Annotated in this window: 17 protein-coding genes and 1 tRNA gene; all 18 read left to right on the plus strand. The window is 50.8% G+C overall.

What is annotated here, in order from left to right; all coding sequences use genetic code 11:
- Nucleotides 1-12: 12 nt before the first annotated feature.
- Nucleotides 13-456, plus strand: a complete 444-nt coding sequence (locus tag VIS48_03795) for an ATP-binding protein (GenBank protein ID HEY9165266.1) — start codon at nucleotides 13-15, stop codon at nucleotides 454-456.
- Entirely contained in the window at nucleotides 410-2,161 is a 1,752-nt protein-coding gene (locus VIS48_03800) for a SpoIIE family protein phosphatase (GenBank protein ID HEY9165267.1), read from the plus strand. Before VIS48_03795 ends, VIS48_03800 begins: the two co-directional genes overlap by 47 nt.
- A 764-nt stretch (nucleotides 2,162-2,925) precedes the next feature.
- The gene (locus VIS48_03805) at nucleotides 2,926-3,555 is read left to right on the plus strand and encodes a LysE family transporter (GenBank protein ID HEY9165268.1); all 630 of its coding nucleotides are present in this window, start codon (nucleotides 2,926-2,928) and stop codon (nucleotides 3,553-3,555) included.
- 122 nt (nucleotides 3,556-3,677) lie between these two features.
- The gene (locus VIS48_03810; protein ID HEY9165269.1) at nucleotides 3,678-4,016 is read left to right on the plus strand and encodes a helix-hairpin-helix domain-containing protein; all 339 of its coding nucleotides are present in this window, start codon (nucleotides 3,678-3,680) and stop codon (nucleotides 4,014-4,016) included.
- Complete coding sequence (locus VIS48_03815; GenBank protein ID HEY9165270.1) at nucleotides 4,013-4,396, plus strand: RidA family protein; 384 nt, start codon at nucleotides 4,013-4,015, stop codon at nucleotides 4,394-4,396. Before VIS48_03810 ends, VIS48_03815 begins: the two co-directional genes overlap by 4 nt.
- A 199-nt stretch (nucleotides 4,397-4,595) precedes the next feature.
- Nucleotides 4,596-4,667 (plus strand) — tRNA-Gln (locus VIS48_03820).
- Between the two features lie 140 nt (nucleotides 4,668-4,807).
- Nucleotides 4,808-5,740 carry a ribose-phosphate pyrophosphokinase gene (locus tag VIS48_03825; protein HEY9165271.1) on the plus strand — a complete coding sequence of 311 codons (933 nt, stop codon included), beginning with the start codon at nucleotides 4,808-4,810 and terminating at the stop codon, nucleotides 5,738-5,740.
- A gap of 30 nt (nucleotides 5,741-5,770) precedes the next feature.
- Complete coding sequence (locus VIS48_03830; protein ID HEY9165272.1) at nucleotides 5,771-6,523, plus strand: 50S ribosomal protein L25; 753 nt, start codon at nucleotides 5,771-5,773, stop codon at nucleotides 6,521-6,523.
- A 36-nt stretch (nucleotides 6,524-6,559) separates the two neighbouring features.
- A complete protein-coding gene (gene pth, locus VIS48_03835) occupies nucleotides 6,560-7,117 on the plus strand; it encodes an aminoacyl-tRNA hydrolase (protein HEY9165273.1) in 558 nt (185 codons plus the stop codon).
- A 126-nt stretch (nucleotides 7,118-7,243) separates the two neighbouring features.
- The gene (gene rpsF, locus VIS48_03840) at nucleotides 7,244-7,639 is read left to right on the plus strand and encodes a 30S ribosomal protein S6 (protein ID HEY9165274.1); all 396 of its coding nucleotides are present in this window, start codon (nucleotides 7,244-7,246) and stop codon (nucleotides 7,637-7,639) included.
- Nucleotides 7,640-7,678: 39 nt separating this feature from the next.
- Nucleotides 7,679-8,161 carry a single-stranded DNA-binding protein gene (locus VIS48_03845; GenBank protein HEY9165275.1) on the plus strand — a complete coding sequence of 161 codons (483 nt, stop codon included), beginning with the start codon at nucleotides 7,679-7,681 and terminating at the stop codon, nucleotides 8,159-8,161.
- A 5-nt stretch (nucleotides 8,162-8,166) separates the two neighbouring features.
- Nucleotides 8,167-8,403 carry a 30S ribosomal protein S18 gene (gene rpsR, locus VIS48_03850; protein HEY9165276.1) on the plus strand — a complete coding sequence of 79 codons (237 nt, stop codon included), beginning with the start codon at nucleotides 8,167-8,169 and terminating at the stop codon, nucleotides 8,401-8,403.
- 191 nt (nucleotides 8,404-8,594) lie between these two features.
- Nucleotides 8,595-9,044: a 50S ribosomal protein L9 gene (gene rplI / locus VIS48_03855; protein HEY9165277.1), complete on the plus strand. Its 450-nt coding sequence runs from the start codon at nucleotides 8,595-8,597 to the stop codon at nucleotides 9,042-9,044.
- Between the two features lie 116 nt (nucleotides 9,045-9,160).
- On the plus strand, nucleotides 9,161-9,889 hold the full coding sequence (locus VIS48_03860) for a cytochrome c biogenesis protein CcdA (GenBank protein ID HEY9165278.1): 729 nt from the start codon (nucleotides 9,161-9,163) through the stop codon (nucleotides 9,887-9,889).
- Between the two features lie 24 nt (nucleotides 9,890-9,913).
- Nucleotides 9,914-11,749 carry a 2-oxoacid:acceptor oxidoreductase subunit alpha gene (locus tag VIS48_03865; GenBank protein HEY9165279.1) on the plus strand — a complete coding sequence of 612 codons (1,836 nt, stop codon included), beginning with the start codon at nucleotides 9,914-9,916 and terminating at the stop codon, nucleotides 11,747-11,749.
- Nucleotides 11,749-12,792: a 2-oxoacid:ferredoxin oxidoreductase subunit beta gene (locus VIS48_03870; GenBank protein HEY9165280.1), complete on the plus strand. Its 1,044-nt coding sequence runs from the start codon at nucleotides 11,749-11,751 to the stop codon at nucleotides 12,790-12,792. The genes VIS48_03865 and VIS48_03870 overlap by 1 nt, the downstream gene beginning before the upstream one ends.
- 61 nt (nucleotides 12,793-12,853) lie before the next feature.
- Nucleotides 12,854-13,849: a bifunctional oligoribonuclease/PAP phosphatase NrnA gene (locus VIS48_03875; protein ID HEY9165281.1), complete on the plus strand. Its 996-nt coding sequence runs from the start codon at nucleotides 12,854-12,856 to the stop codon at nucleotides 13,847-13,849.
- Between the two features lie 22 nt (nucleotides 13,850-13,871).
- Nucleotides 13,872-15,380, plus strand: coding sequence for a leucyl aminopeptidase (locus tag VIS48_03880; protein HEY9165282.1), 1,509 nt, complete (start codon nucleotides 13,872-13,874; stop codon nucleotides 15,378-15,380).
- Nucleotides 15,381-15,427 lie beyond the last annotated feature (47 nt).

Consider the following 15,427-nt stretch of genomic DNA (forward strand, 5'->3'; position numbering starts at 1 on the left):
AGAGAACCTGATTTGAAAAGAGCCGACAAAATAGACGATTCGAAAGTCTTCAAGAGTACGACGAACGCGCTGTCCGGCGTCAGAGCGTTTGTGAACGGGCACGCTTTCAATTTCGGATTCGGCGACAAGGAAATTTCTGAGATTACGCTGGCTGTCGACGAGGCTTGCACGAATGTTATCAAGCACGCGTACAAGGGAAATCCGGAAGCACAGTTCGAGGTCAGGATTCTGGCCAGCGGGATCGAATTTGAAATAGTGGTGCGCGACTGGGGAGCAAGTTTCAAACCCGAAGAAGTTCCGGTTCCGAATATCAAGGAGAAAGTCAAAAGGCATAAAGCGGGCGGGCTGGGCATATTCCTAATGCGGAAACTGATGGACACAGTCGAGTACCAGGAGAAGGGGAGTGTAAATGAAGTCAGGCTTGTCCGCTACCTCAAAAATGGGCCGAAGGCATAGCGCTGGCGACGACCAGATCGTCGAGTTAACATCCATTATTGAGACCGCGAAGATTCTCAACTCTTCGTTGGATTATAAATTCATCCTTAATCATATCCTTCTCGCATCCATGGGCAAGCTGGCCGTCTCCAAGACTGCTGCGGTCATTCGGCTTTCTCCCAATCTTGGAAAGAGCGAAGAGGGTTACCTGAAGATCTGCAAAGGAATACCAGTCACCGATGAGATGGCGGCCGGGCTCCTCTCGCTCGACCTTGAAGGATCCTCCGACGTCAGCGACATCAACGAAGAACTTTCGCGCCAAGTGGCCGCCGCAGGTGCGAGGAAAATTTTCGCTCTGAGGAGCTCGCACCGGTTATTCGGCTACATGCTCATTGGAAAGAAACTGGTAAGTGAAGAATTTGCGCCGAGCGAAATCGAATTTGTGTCGAGTCTCTGCAACATCGCCGCCGCGGCCATTGAAAATGCGAACGTGTTCCAGCAATACAAGGATTCCAACTTCGAGCTCCAGCGACGAGTGCAGGAACTGCAGACACTTTTCGAACTGAGCAAAGAGTTCAACCTCCTCATAGAAGAATCGAGGGCTATAAGGACTCTCGAGTTCGCTGTGATGGGGCAGACCGGATCCAGAAACTACGCGATCTGTCTTTCAAATGACGCGGGTTCCCGCTTGGTAGTCAACAAAGGACTTCCTGGATTACCTGTGGACGAAATGAAAGCGGTATGTTCAGTTGAGCAGCCGACCAGGCTCTCGGAAATCGCGGAGACCATTCCCCTCGCAAAGGAATTCATCGTGAAGGGGGCCGAGGTGGTAATACCTTTCCAGCTCCAGGGGAATAACTCCGGAATGTTAATCCTTGGCGAGCGGCATAATCGATCGGCTTATTCGGATTCGGAAATAAGTTTCCTTTCTTCACTCTGCAATCTTGCGGCTATGGCAATCGACAATGCGCGCCTGTTTGAGGAATCCATGGCGAAGCAGCGGCTCGAGGAAGAACTGAATATAGCACACACTATCCAGGAGAAACTTCTTCCGAGAGAAATGCCGGCATTTGCCGGCTGCGAAATCGGCACGTTCCATATTCCTTCAAAACAGGTCGGGGGCGATTACTTCGATGTGATAAAATCCGGAGAGGATTCGATCTGCGTCGCGATTGCGGACGTGTCGGGAAAAGGCTTTCCAGCAGCACTCCTTATGGCAAATCTCCAATCGGCCTTCAGAGCGCTGATTGCCGCCAGGCTTTCAATCGGTGAAATAGTGGTTCGACTGAACAATATTGTCTACGCCAACACAGACTTCGACAGGTTCATCACTTTCTTTGGAGCTGTCTATGATTCCACTAAGAAAGTCATCACATATGTCAATGCGGGACACAACTACCCGTTTCTGATGAAGCGTAACGGGGACGTTGTCAGACTCGACAAGGGTGGATTAATGCTCGGAGTAATGCAGAACGTGAAATACGAAACGGGCCGCCAGATCGTTGATGCGGAAGACGTCCTTTACATGTTCACCGACGGGATAAACGAGGCGCTGAATTCTGAGGACGAACAGTTCTCTGAAGAAAGGTTAGAGGATGTTCTGACGTCCGTTCGCTCTTCTTCTGCTGAGCAAATACTGGAAAAGGTGAAGGAAGAAGTCGAAGCCTTTGTCGGTAACGCTCCCCAGAGCGATGACATCACTCAGCTTTGTGTGAAATTTAAATGATGCTCTGCGCAAAATTGAATGGGAAGAATCGGAGATGCTCGACGCTTCCTGAACCCGGATTTTATTTAGAGAGGCGTAAACATTAAATTGTAACGCAATAATTTCTATTCTTGTCTCAGGTATTGCGAAGCACGTAAGGGGAAAATTGATCGGAAAGATCTCGAATCCGCTCCAGTAAGCCCACTTACACATTTGGTAAAAGTATTTCGAAGAAGCGTCAAGCTTCTTGTATTCTAAAGGGGATAAAGTATTCTGCTGACTGATCGAGAAATCTTCACGAGCGAATGCAGCTCACTGTTGGACTCGGCGAGTTCACCACACAATCTCTACGGAAGTCGGCTGCTGCGAGCCTGACGATGACTCATCGATATATGGAAAGTCCTCTTTGAGCGAATTAGCAGCTGCCCCGCCGCTGATATTCGAGAGAGAAAACGATTATGCATCCTATGTCTCAGGCAATATGACTTCGAAGTTGAGATTTTTTAATTCAAACTTAATTTTTGCAATAACCTTGATCCGCATATTTGAGACAAACAGAGATGACTTAGCTTCTCGTCTTTCTATTGATGCAATTTCTTTTCCAATGTCCCCGCGATCTCCACTTGGTCCGGAGCGAGGCGTTTCGGGCCATCTGACAAATTTCCCGCGGGGAAAACTGATGACCCCGGCGCGCTTGATGTGCTCGAGTGGTCGGGGATCAGAAGAATCACACTTGCCACCAATAAACTCCGATTATGTTTAACGCGATGGATACGGTGCTGTTTTTGATAGTCACATATATACTTGGGTTCCTGACAGCGATGCCGGTGGGTGCAACGCAAATCGAGATTGCAAAGCGATCTCTAAACAATCATCTGCGGTCCGCCTACATGGTCGCGCTTGGATCGGCAAGTTCCGACATCATGTACGGATTCATCGCGCTGTTCGGGGTAGCTCCGTTCATGAAAGACAAGATTGTGATCGCGATCTTCGATTTGGCTGCAACGTTGATTTTGTGGATTCTTTCGTATTTCACCTTCAAGACGGGCATGAACGTAGATGTCACGGAGCTGGGTCATGCCACGCTGAGGAACAAACGGATCTCGTACATTACAGGATTTTCTCTGGCGGCCACGAATCCGATGATGATCATATGGTGGCTCATCGGGGTGAAGATCATCAAAGATCTCGGATTGGTATCGAGTTTTAGTGGCGACACCTCTCTGATTTTCGTGATTGTAGGCGGACTGGGGCTGGCATCTTACCTCTGCACCCTCGCAAACACTCTCCACTGGGCGAAGAAATTCATTTCAAACGAGAAGATGAAGAAGGTGAATTTTGCGCTCGGTGTGATTCTTGCCCTTCTTTCTTTTTATTTTCTTTTCGGCTCCCTGCGTATTCTCTTGCATGCATGATTCAATCCACCGGAGGAAGCGAGCCCCCTTCGGTACAGGATTGAGATTCACAATTGTTTTTATATTTGTGGACGAATACATTTCATTCGCGCCCATTTGCGGAAACATGAATCAACCTTGGCATGGAGGAGAAGAAATTGGACTCACAAGGTAAGTCTTTAAAAGAGCTCACTCAAATTCCAGGCGTTGGTAGATCGATTGCGCGCGATCTTATCGGGATCGGAATCACTCGCGTGAACAATTTAAAAAACCGGGATCCGGAGAGTCTGTACGAGAAGTCCAACAGGAGAGCCGGACAAGTTCAAGACCGCTGTCTCCTTTATGTCTTGCGGTGCGCGGTGTATTTCGCTTCCACGAAAGAATGCGATCGGTCACCGGAAAAACTGAAATGGTGGAACTGGAAGGACGGCGCGTCCGCAAGCCGGCGCAAGATTGCCGTCAGGCGGAGGACGGGATCATGAAGCTGGAACGAACATTCTCCGGCGCGAAGTGGGAATCGCGAATTGGATATTGCCGGGCTGTCAAGGCGGGCAATCACATTTTCGTAAGCGGCACCGCTCCTGTTGGAGAAGATGGAAAGACATATGCGCCGGGCGACGCATATGAACAGACGAAAAGATGCCTTGAGATAGTGTCGCGCGCATTGAAAGATCTTGGCGCCGAGATGTCTCAGGTGGTACGGACAAGAATGTTCGTGACTGACATCTCGCGGTGGGCCGAATACGGAAAGGCTCATCAGGAATACTTCGGTGAACATCCTCCCGCTACGTCGATGGTGGAAGTGAGGTCCTTGATAGACCCAGCAATGCTGATCGAAATCGAAGCAGAGGCGGTCTCCTAAGGCATGCTTGGCGTTTTGACTGTTTAGCGCTTTGGTGGCGATTTCAGGCGTGATTCTACCTTTGATTTATTGGCGGTCAACGCCTATATTTTATGCCGCGACGCAGCGGGATTTGTCCGAATGGTCGCAAAACAGGTTTCTTGACAAGTTTGTGGTTCGGGGCGAATCCCGAAAGGTCGGGAAAGGCCGCCCGTTTAATTGGGGCGTAGCCAAGTGGTAAGGCAGCGGCCTTTGGAGCCGCGACTCGTAGGTTCGAATCCTGCCGCCCCAGCACAAGTTTTGAGTTTCGTTAACACACAAGTCTGATTGCATCGTGTTTAAGTGACGGGGAGTCCCGATGAATTGATCGGGAAATCCGAATTCTCCGACTGCAGAGAATCCCCGTTGCAGACACAAAAATAATATATCGGCATGGATGGCATAAAAATATTTTCAGGCAGAAGCAATCTTCCCCTTGCGGAAAAGATTGCCAAAGAGATCGGCGAGCCTCTTGGCGAGCGCGAAATTGTAAATTTCAGCGACGGCGAGATATGGGTGAAATACTCCGACAATATCCGCGGTGCGGATGTGTTTATAATACAAAGCACATTTCCTCCGGCGGAGAATCTGATGGAGCTCCTGATAATGATCGACGCAGCGAAACGCGCGTCGGCGTCCAGAGTGTCCGCCGTGATTCCGTATTTCGGATATGCCCGACAGGATAGGAAGGACCAGCCGCGGGTAGCAATTTCCGCAAAACTCGTGGCGAATCTCCTGACGAAAGCCGGCGCCGATCGTATACTGACGATGGATCTTCACGCCGCACAGATACAGGGATTCTTCGATATTCCGGTCGACCATCTTTATTCGTCCGCGGTCTTTGTGCGGCATATCAAAGAGTTGAAAATTCCGAACCTCGTGGTTGTCTCCCCCGATGTAGGAGGAATCAAATTCGCGCGAGCATATGCGACCCGCCTCGAGGCCGATCTGGTGTTGATCGACAAGCGGCGGCCGAAGGTGAACGTTGCGGAGGTGGTGAATATCATCGGTGACGTTAAAGGGAAGAATGTCCTGATCGTCGATGACCTTATCGATACCGGTGGAACATTTACGGCGGGTGTGCACGCTCTAAAGGCGGCAGGAGTGAATGAAGTTTACGGCGCATGTACACATCCTGTGTTCAGCGCGAATGCAATTGAAAAAGTTGAGAAGAGCCCCATGAAGCGCTTGATCGTCAGCGATACCGTTCCGCTGAAGCGCGAGTCGGAAAAAATTGAAGTGCGTTCTGTCGCCAAGCTGTTTGCCGAGGCAATCAGGAGAACATACCAGAACGAATCGATAAGTTCATTGTTTGAAATAAAGTAATCCGAAGGTTCGCCTTCGGGAGAGGACAAAATGGTAGAAGTTGTTTTGGATGTGGAGAAAAGGACATTACTGGGAAAGAAGGCGAAGAGGCTTCTAAACGAAAAGAAGGTTCCCGGAGTATTCTACATGGAAGCCGAGAATGTTTCAGTTCAGGCAGAAGAGTCGAGGGTTCGCTCGCTCGTAAGTTCGCACAGCACGCACATAATAAAGGTGAAATTTAAAGATGGAACTGAGCGGCGGGCGATTATTAATGAAGTCCAGTTTGATCCTGTTGACGGAGAGATTCTCCACTTTGATCTTCACGGCGTGAAGCAGGGACAGAGGATCACGATCCAGGTTCCGGTGCAGCTCGTCGGGACTCCAAAGGGAGTGAAGGACGGCGGTATCGTGCAGCACTCGATGCACAGGATAAGAATCCAGTGCGATCCGGAAAGCGTACCCGAGCAGATCAGCGTGAACGTCGAGGAGCTTGGCATTACCGATTCCATCCACGTGAAGGATTTGAAAATAGAGGGAGTGAAAGTGCTAGACAACCCCGAGTCGGCGATCGTAACTGTGGTTCCGCCGCCTACAATCAAGGAGGAGACTCCGGAAGCTGTTGCTGCAGTTACTGAAGAGCCTACCGAGCCGGAAGTAATCGGTAAGACCAAGAAGGCCGAGGAAGAGGGCGAGGCGGAAGAAGCCGAAGCACCGAAGGAGAAAGAAAAGGGCAGAGACAAGGAGAAGGAGAAAGAGAAGGGCAGAGACAAGGAGAAGGAGAGGGAGAAAAAGAAGGGCGAGTGATTTCTTGCGTTGGGTTTTGATCCGGTGGCCAGGAAAATGATAGTCGGTTTGGGAAATGTAGGCTCCGAATTCGAGGGGACAAGGCACAATCTCGGTTTCATGGTTGTAGACGAAGTCTCGTCGAAACTGAAGACGAAGTTCCGTCCGGGGAAGGGCGATTACTACTATTTCGAAGCGCATCATGCGGGAGAAGATCTGGTTTTCGTCAAACCAACCACGTTCATGAACAACAGCGGCGTTGCTGTCGTGGAAGCTGCAGAACGATACGGCGTCGGCATCGCCGATTTGCTCGTTGCGTATGACGATTTCAATCTCCCGCTCGGCACTCTCCGCATTCGGCGAGGAGGAAGCGACGGCGGACATAACGGAGTATCTTCCATTATATATCAGTTGAACGATGACGGTTTCCCACGCCTCAGGTGCGGAATCGGAACAGAAGAAGTTGTGCCGGGGAGAGATATGGCCGAGTTCGTTCTTTCGAGGTTCGAGGGAAACGAAATCCCGGAAGTTGAGAAGATGATCGCCAGCGCGTCGGATGCTGTTTTCGTTTTCATCAACGAGGGAATCGTCCCCGCAATGAACAGGTTTAATTGAACTCATTAGAAGTCGCGGACTCATACCGCGGCAGCGAAACTGCTGCTTGCTTTTCTTCTGATCGTAATGAAATCACCGGCAGGCAGCCAAATTGACCGAAGGAGGTGAAGTAAACTGAATACCATTCTGCGAGAATATGAAACGACTTTCATCGTGAATTCCAATCTTGAAGACAATCAGGTCGAATCGGTTATCACGAGATACCAGCAGTTTATAATCAAGAACAGCGGTGAGGTAGTGACCATCGATCGTTGGGGAAGAAGGAGACTCGCGTACACAATCAGGAAGAAGAATGCGGGATTTTACGTGCAGATATTCCACAAGTCTCCGACCGACATCGTCGCAAAGCTCGAGCAGATGTTCAAGCTGGACGAAGAGATTATCCGTCACCTTACAGTGGTGGTCGACAAGAACATGCAGAAGGCGCGGGCGGGCGTGAAAAAGCGAAGGCGCCAGCGCTTGACGAAGACGGAACAGGCCGATATCGCTACAGCGATGACGGAAAAAGAGCACGTTGAATAACAGGATGCTGAGCAAGGTTAACTCAATGATGGAGGATGTATGGCTGACTTGAAAATGCCCGAGATGAACAGCGTCATCATAGCGGGAAACCTCACAAAGGATCCCATCTTCCGGCAGACGACCAACGGCACACCGGTGGTCAACTTCACCGTCGCTTCAAACAGGAAATTCCGCGACAGTGGAAACCAATGGCAGGAAGACGTTTGCTACGTCGGTATTGTCGCATGGAACAAGTTGGCAGACAGCTGCCGCGACAGGCTAAAGAAAGGGAGCGCAGTTCTGATCGACGGTGAGCTTCAGAGCCGTAACTGGAAAACGGACGACGGTCACAATCGATCTATCGTGGAGATCAAGGCAAGAAGAATACAGTTCCTCAACAAGCGCGGACGCATGGCGGAAATCGGACCGGATCAGGTCGCGGAAGAAGAGCCGACCACATTCGAAGACGATTCGTTCGACCGGTTTCTAACCCACGAAGAATCCGATTTATTGAAAAACAACGGTCAAAAAACCAGCGAGTAGAAGAATTGGTACCAGTAAAGGAAATAAAAAAGAGAAAAGTCTGCAGGTTCTGTGAGAACGGCGACGTGTATGTCGATTACAAAGACGATAAGCGGCTTATCAAGTTTACTTCGGAACAAGGGAAAATAATTCCCCGCCGTGTGACGGGAACCTGCGCAAAACATCAGCGGCAGCTCGCCCTGGCAATAAAAAGGGCGCGCCACCTTGCGCTTCTTCCATTTGTCTCAGACATAATCCGCTGAACAGCGGAAAGAGAACGCAATCGGGTCCGGATACACGCGGAGATATTCCCTGCAAGGGATTTATAGGCCGACTGAAGGACCGGTCGTCATATTTTGCGTAGAGTTTATTGTAAAGAAGAGACACACCGAGGGAGAATGTCCGTAAACCGAAATGGCAAGTCTCTCTTGAGGCAAACTCAACAGGAGTTAAAATGAAGGTTATACTCAGAAAGAATTACGAAGGACTCGGCGAGATCGGAAAGATCGTCGATGTAAAGGACGGGTACGCGAGGAATTTCCTGATCCCACAAAAGGTCGCCTACCCGTTTGCGCCTGGGTACATGAAGATGATCGAGAACGAGAAGAAGGCGTACCAGGCAAAACAAAACAAGGAAGTCCACGACGCGGAAGTTATGTCGCAGAAACTGACCGGAGTGGAAATAACAATAGAGGTCCAGGCCGGCGAAGAGGACAAGCTATTCGGATCGGTCACTTCACAGATGATCGCCGACAAACTGGCCACTAAAGGGATGGAGGTCGACCGCCGCCGTATCGACCTGGCGGAACCGATCAAGTCATTGGGAACTTACAAGGTTCCGGTGAAGCTTCATCAGCAGGTCTCAGCGGAGATCACCGTCAACGTCGTGAAGCAGCCTGAGTAATTTCGAGTCTGCGCGGCGGCGATCGCTGCGAACCTCACGAGTTTCAGAAGCATCTCATTAGTCGAAGGTTTCTTGACTGACCTTGAGTACAACATTATCTTATTGAAGAGAAAAACTTGGAAAATGTTAGTATCCTGACGGCGTTTGTGTTCGGGATAATTTCGTTCATATCGCCGTGCGTGTTGCCGATAGTACCTGGTTACCTTTCGTTCATAAGCGGATACAGCTTTGACGAGATGGTGACCAGCTCGCGGAAGGCTCTCTTCAAGAAAGTAACAGTCAACTCGATTCTCTTCGTGGTCGGGTTCTCAATTGTTTTCATTGCGCTCGGTGCATCGGCCACCGCGCTGGGGAAATTTCTGCTCGCGAAACTTGATCTCTTTTCCAAGATTGCGGGGGTCATTATCATAATATTCGGCCTTCACATGATCGGTGTGTTCAAGATAAATTTTCTCAACTATGAGAAGAAGTTTCACACGGACAAACGGATCGGCCCGGCCGGTTCGCTTGTCGCCGGACTTGCATTCGCGTTTGGATGGACACCATGCATCGGACCGGTCCTCGCCGCGATTCTGACAATTGCTGCACAACAGGACACGATCGGGAAAGGTATTTTCCTTCTCTCGGTTTATTCACTCGGACTTGGAATACCGTTCCTGGTGACAAGTCTCAGCATAAACGCCTTTCTCGCGTTCTTCAAAAGGTTCGGCAAGTATCTTAGGTGGGTGGAAATAACGGGCGGCGTTCTTCTGATCGCGGTCGGAGCTTTGATCATGACAAACAATCTGACCGTGCTTTCCGGATATTTTGCGAAGTGGTTCCCGTTTCTTAACGAATTATCATGAAAGCGACCAACCAAAGGACAATATATGAATAAGACGACTGAGACATTGGAAGATGTTGTGATACGATTTGCGGGGGATTCCGGCGACGGCATGCAGCTGACCGGGACTCAATTCACGAATACAACGGCGCTTGTCGGTAACGACTTGAGCACGCTCCCCGATTATCCTGCGGAGATCAGAGCTCCTGCCGGCACACTGTTCGGAGTTTCGAGCTTTCAACTCCGTTTCTCAAGTTGGGACATACTCACACCAGGCGATCAGCCGGACGTGCTTGTTGCGATGAACCCTGCTGCACTGAAGGTTCATTTGAAGGATCTCAAAAAGGGCGGATTGATCCTCGCGAACACGGACGCGTTTGACGACAAGAATCTCGACCTCGCAGGATTTTTGTCCAATCCGTTGACAGATGGCGAGCTTGATAATTATAGAGTGATCGAAGTCCCTGTTACGAAGTTGACACTGAACGCGCTCCAGGGGCTCGGTCTTACCCAGAAGGAGTCGGTCCGCTGCAAGAACTTCTTTGCCCTGGGACTCATGTACTGGATGTACTCGCGTCCGATGGAGCCGACTGAAGATTGGATCAAGGACAAATTCTCAAAGGAGCCGAAGATAGCCGAAGCGAACGACAAAGCTTTGAAGGCGGGCTATTACTACGGTGAAACCACTGAAGCATTCGCTTCGCGATTTGACGTGAAGCCCGCGCAGCTCAAGCCCGGTCTCTACAGAAACATTACGGGAAACGAAGCTACTGCGCTCGGAGTGGTGGCGGCCGCTCAGAAAGCAGCCATACCACTTTATTACGCAAGTTATCCAATCACTCCCGCTAGCGACATACTTCACAATCTTTCGATGTACAAGAATTACGGAGTGAAGACGTTCCAGGCGGAGGATGAGATCGCTGCGGCCGGTGCCGCACTCGGCGCTTCTTACGCGGGAAATCTTGCAGTTACCGGAACGAGCGGTCCTGGAGCAGCTCTTAAATCGGAAACCATCAGCCTCGGCATCATGCTCGAGCTGCCGCTTGTGATCATCGACGTCCAACGCGGCGGTCCTTCCACGGGATTGCCGACAAAAACCGAACAGGCCGATTTGCTGTTCGTCACTTACGGACGACACGGCGAAGCACCTGCGCCGGTCATTGCGGCCTCTACTCCAGCCGATTGTTTCAACATGGCGTACGAAGCAGCAAGGATAGCCGTGAAATACATGACACCGGTTTATCTTCTGACCGATGGTTACCTGGCGAACGGAAGCGAGCCATGGCTTGTCCCCGACGCGGGCAGCCTTTCTCCGATACCGGTGAAATTCAGAACTGATCCGGAAGGCTTTCAGCCTTACGCGAGAAATGAAAACAACGTGAGGCCCTGGGCAATTCCCGGTGTTCCCGGACTTGAGCACAGGGTCGGCGGCCTCGAAAAACAAAACATCACCGGGAATGTAAGCTATGATCCGGACAATCATGACGAGATGGTCCGGCTGAGAGCCGAAAAAGTGAAGGGGATCGCTAAAGACATTCCCCTTCAGGAAGTGCACGGCGAACAAAGCGGAGAACTTCTCGTGATTAGCTGGGGCGGCACTTACGGCGCCGTCAGGTCTTCGGTGGAACATCTTCGCAAGAAAGGTGTCAAACTATCCCACGCTCATCTGAGATACCTGAATCCCTTCCCGAGGAATCTCGGCGAAATTCTGAAAAACTTCAAAAAGATTCTTGTTCCGGAGATAAATCTCGGCCAACTCGCAAAATTGTTGAGGTCGGAATACCTTGTGCCTGTAATCCAATTCAACAAGGTAAGGGGACTTCCCTTGAGATCGAACGAGCTTGAAGAAGCTATGAAAAATGCGTTAGGAGGTGCAAAGTAATGGCTACCATGAACGGAAACGATGATACAGCGGTAAAGAAATTTACGGCGAAGGATTTCGCGTCGGACCAGGATGTCCGATGGTGCCCGGGGTGCGGAGATTATTCGATTCTTGCGCAGGTCCAGAGAGTTCTCCCCGAGCTCGATGTGCCGAAGGAGAAACACGTTTTCATTTCAGGCATCGGATGTTCGAGCAGGTTCCCGTATTACATGAATGCATACGGGGTGCACGGCATACATGGACGCGCACCCGCGATTGCTACGGGCGTCAAGACGGCGAACCCGGATCTCACCGTCTGGGTCGCCACCGGCGACGGCGACGCGCTTTCGATAGGCGGAAACCACTTCATCCACGCACTTAGAAGGAACATCGGTCTGAAGATCATGCTCTTCAACAACCGCATTTACGGCCTTACGAAGGGACAGTACTCGCCTACGTCGGAGCTCGGCAAAAAGACGAAGTCGACCCCATACGGCACCATCGACTACCCGTTCAATCCTGTTCAACTCGCCCTCGGGGCCGAAGGAACATTTGTTGCGCGTTCGATGGACAGGGATCCGAAACACCTCCAGCAAACAATTCTGAGAGCGGCAAAACACAACGGCACCGCGTTTATCGAGATCTACCAAAACTGCAACGTGTTCAACGACGGCGCCTTCTTTCTTTATACCGAAAAGGAATCTAGACCGGACAACGTGCTGTACATGGAGCACGGCAAGCCGCTTGTCTTCGGAAAGGAAAACGACAAAGGCATTCGACTCAATGTCTTTACACCGGAAATCGTCTCGTTGAAGGACGGGAAGTACAGCATCTCCGATCTGCTGGTCTACGACGAGACCTCGTTCGATCTGGCAATGCTTCTTGCTTCGTTCAGCGAGAGAGTGGGCTTCCCGACACCTGTCGGACTGTTCTACCAACTCGAACGACCGAGCTACGAGAAAATGATGACAGAGCAAATCGAAAACGTCACCAAGAAGAGAGGTGCCGGCGACCTCGACAAGCTTCTGAAGTCAGGCAACACCTGGGTCGTTTCCGCAAACTAGCCTTTAGGGGCGGTCGAAAGACCGCCCTTTCGTTTTTTCCATATCTTACTACGGAGATTGAATGGACCAATCTGAGCGCGAGGAAATATTCCGGAAGCTCGTTGATGGAAACAAAAAGTTCGTCCTTACCACTCACGTAAATCCGGACGCCGATGGTCTCGGGTCGGAGCTCGCGCTGAACAGATTCCTTCTGAAACTCGGCAAGGAATCCATAATACTCAATCACAGCGAAACGCCCTCAAATCATGTCTTTCTCGATCATGATAACCAGATTCTGAAATTTAATCCCGACAGGGATGGACAAAGAATTCTCGGTGCCGATGTCTTGATTGCTCTCGACATGAACAATTCAAACAGGCTGAGGAGTTTGGAAGAGTTTTTCCTTGAGAGTAAGGCGAAGAAAATCATTATTGACCATCATCTTGACGCCCAGGATTTTGTCGATTATCAGTTGATTGATCTAGACTCGCCTGCGACTGCGGAGATAGTTTACAAGCTGATGATGGCTTACGACAGCACTTTAATCGATCAGAGCATAGCTGAAGGAATCTATGCTGGAATCATGACAGACACAGGTTCGTTCAGGTTCCCGCGGACGGACGCGGAGATCCACAGGATAACATCGCATCTCCTAGAGCTGGGTGTCGACCCGACATACGTTTACAACAATTTGTTCGAGCAGAACTCGGCGGGCCGACAGAAGCTGCTGGGTGATGCCCTGGCTGGGCTGAAACTCGATTACGACGGGCGTGTTTCGTACTTCAAGGTCACCATCGAGGACCTGAAACGGAATCACGTGATGCCCGATGAGACGGACCAGTTTGTGAATCATGCCGGCGCGATCGCAGGTGTGGTAGTAACAATATTTTTCATGGAACTTCCGGACGGCGTCAAAATTAGTTTCAGGTCGAAGGGCGACGTTCCCGTAAACGAACTCGCCAAATTCTACGGCGGCGGCGGCCATAAGAACGCGGCGGGAGCACGAATACACAACGCAGGACTTGCAGAGACTATTTCAACCGTCCTCAAAGACGTTTCGAAGATCTTACCGCGTTGACTATCCTTTCAAAGGAGGAAGAATGAAGGTAGAATTCAAAGAGAAGAACTCCAACGAAGTAAACGGAGACGTCCTGATCTTAGTATTGACTAAGGAAGACGTCGTTCCTGAAAAGAGGAAAAAGGGCAAGCGAAGAATTTCTTCCCTCCTGGGAAAACACGAAGACATCCTCGAGAGCGCCATCAGCAGAAGCGAATTTGAAGGCGACAAGGGACAGCAACTCACAATTCACACGACCGGGAATCGGCGTGCCATGATACTCTGCGGTTCGGGAGAGAGGTCGCAACTCTCGAACGAAAGCCTGAGACGTGCAGCTGCCGCAGGGCTGAAAGCCGGCCAGGCACTGAAAGCGAAATCGATCGTCATCTCCGCGCTCGAACCGACAGTTGAACAGTGTGGCGACTACGAGACCGTTCATTCTCTTCTTGAGGGGGCGAAACTTGCGGCGTATAAATTCGACAAGTATCTGACGGAGGATAAGAAATCTTCTAAAGTGGAACAGATTTTGGTAGCGATGGAGAATGTTAAGCCGGCAATAGGCGCGAAGGCGGCGAGAGACGTGCAGCTGATTTGTGACGCCGTGTTCCTTGCGCGGGATCTTTCAAACGCGCCGGCGAGCGAGATCTACCCTGAAACACTTGCGCGCGCTGCCGCTGCAATGGGACGCGCATTCCGGGTAAGAGTAACGGTACTCGACGAAAAGAAAATTCGATCCCTAAGGATGGGTGGATTGCTGGCAGTCAACTCGGGAAGCACAAAGCCACCTCGCTTTATCATCATGGAATATTATGGAAACAGAAAGAGCAGGGACATTTACGCGATAATCGGGAAGGGAATAACATTCGACAGCGGCGGTATATCACTTAAGCCCGCGGCCGGGATGGGAGAAATGAAGATGGACATGTCGGGCGCAGCCGCAGTGATCGGGACGATTCAGGCAGTCGCCTCACTTAAGCTTCCTGTTAATGTTGTCGCACTAGCTCCTGCAACAGAGAACCTTCCAGGCGGATCGGCATATAAGCCGGGGGACGTGGTCACAACTATGTCGGGGAAGACAATAGAGGTGGATAACACCGACGCGGAAGGACGGATCATTCTTTCTGACGCGCTGTTCTACGCGCAGAAATACAAGCCGAAGGCTATCATCGACCTGGCGACTTTGACCGGCGCAGTCGTCGTGGCGCTCGGTCATCATGCGACGGGAATGTTCGGCACCGCCGATGAGGTGATGTTGCAGTTAAAAGACGCCGGGGAAAAAACTTACGAACGTGTTTGGCAACTTCCGATTTTTGAGGAGTATGAAAAGCAAATCAAGAGTGACATAGCGGATGTGAAGAACACGGGCGGCCGATGGGGCGGGGCGATCACGGCGGCGCTGTTTCTGAAGAAATTCGTCGGCGATTACCCGTGGGTCCATCTCGATATCGCCGGCACCGCGATGCTTGAAGACGCGTCGGACTATTCGCCGCGCGGCGGCTCGGGAGTAGGCGTCAGACTACTAACTCAGTTTTTCAAACAGATATCTGCCTGAAGAAATTTCCACGGTCCGGCTTTCAGGCACCGGTAGATGAGGACGGC

It is taken from the genome of Candidatus Kryptoniota bacterium (assembly GCA_036567965.1).
Classification (GTDB): Bacteria; Bacteroidota; Ignavibacteria; order Kryptoniales; family JAKASW01; genus JAKASW01.

Excerpts from the sequence above, each read along its gene's own strand:
- VIS48_03800 (HEY9165267.1), top strand. The coding sequence starts at position 410 with ATGAAGTCAGGCTTGTCCGCTACCTCAAAAATGGGCCGAAGGCATAGC.
- VIS48_03810 (HEY9165269.1), top strand. The coding sequence starts at position 3,678 with ATGGAGGAGAAGAAATTGGACTCACAAGGTAAGTCTTTAAAAGAGCTC.
- VIS48_03815 (HEY9165270.1), top strand. The coding sequence starts at position 4,013 with ATGAAGCTGGAACGAACATTCTCCGGCGCGAAGTGGGAATCGCGAATT.
- VIS48_03825 (HEY9165271.1), top strand. The coding sequence starts at position 4,808 with ATGGATGGCATAAAAATATTTTCAGGCAGAAGCAATCTTCCCCTTGCG.
- VIS48_03830 (HEY9165272.1), top strand. The coding sequence starts at position 5,771 with ATGGTAGAAGTTGTTTTGGATGTGGAGAAAAGGACATTACTGGGAAAG.
- pth (HEY9165273.1), top strand. The coding sequence starts at position 6,560 with ATGATAGTCGGTTTGGGAAATGTAGGCTCCGAATTCGAGGGGACAAGG.
- VIS48_03845 (HEY9165275.1), top strand. The coding sequence starts at position 7,679 with ATGGCTGACTTGAAAATGCCCGAGATGAACAGCGTCATCATAGCGGGA.
- rplI (HEY9165277.1), top strand. The coding sequence starts at position 8,595 with ATGAAGGTTATACTCAGAAAGAATTACGAAGGACTCGGCGAGATCGGA.
- VIS48_03865 (HEY9165279.1), top strand. The coding sequence starts at position 9,914 with ATGAATAAGACGACTGAGACATTGGAAGATGTTGTGATACGATTTGCG.
- VIS48_03870 (HEY9165280.1), top strand. The coding sequence starts at position 11,749 with ATGGCTACCATGAACGGAAACGATGATACAGCGGTAAAGAAATTTACG.
- VIS48_03875 (HEY9165281.1), top strand. The coding sequence starts at position 12,854 with ATGGACCAATCTGAGCGCGAGGAAATATTCCGGAAGCTCGTTGATGGA.
- VIS48_03880 (HEY9165282.1), top strand. The coding sequence starts at position 13,872 with ATGAAGGTAGAATTCAAAGAGAAGAACTCCAACGAAGTAAACGGAGAC.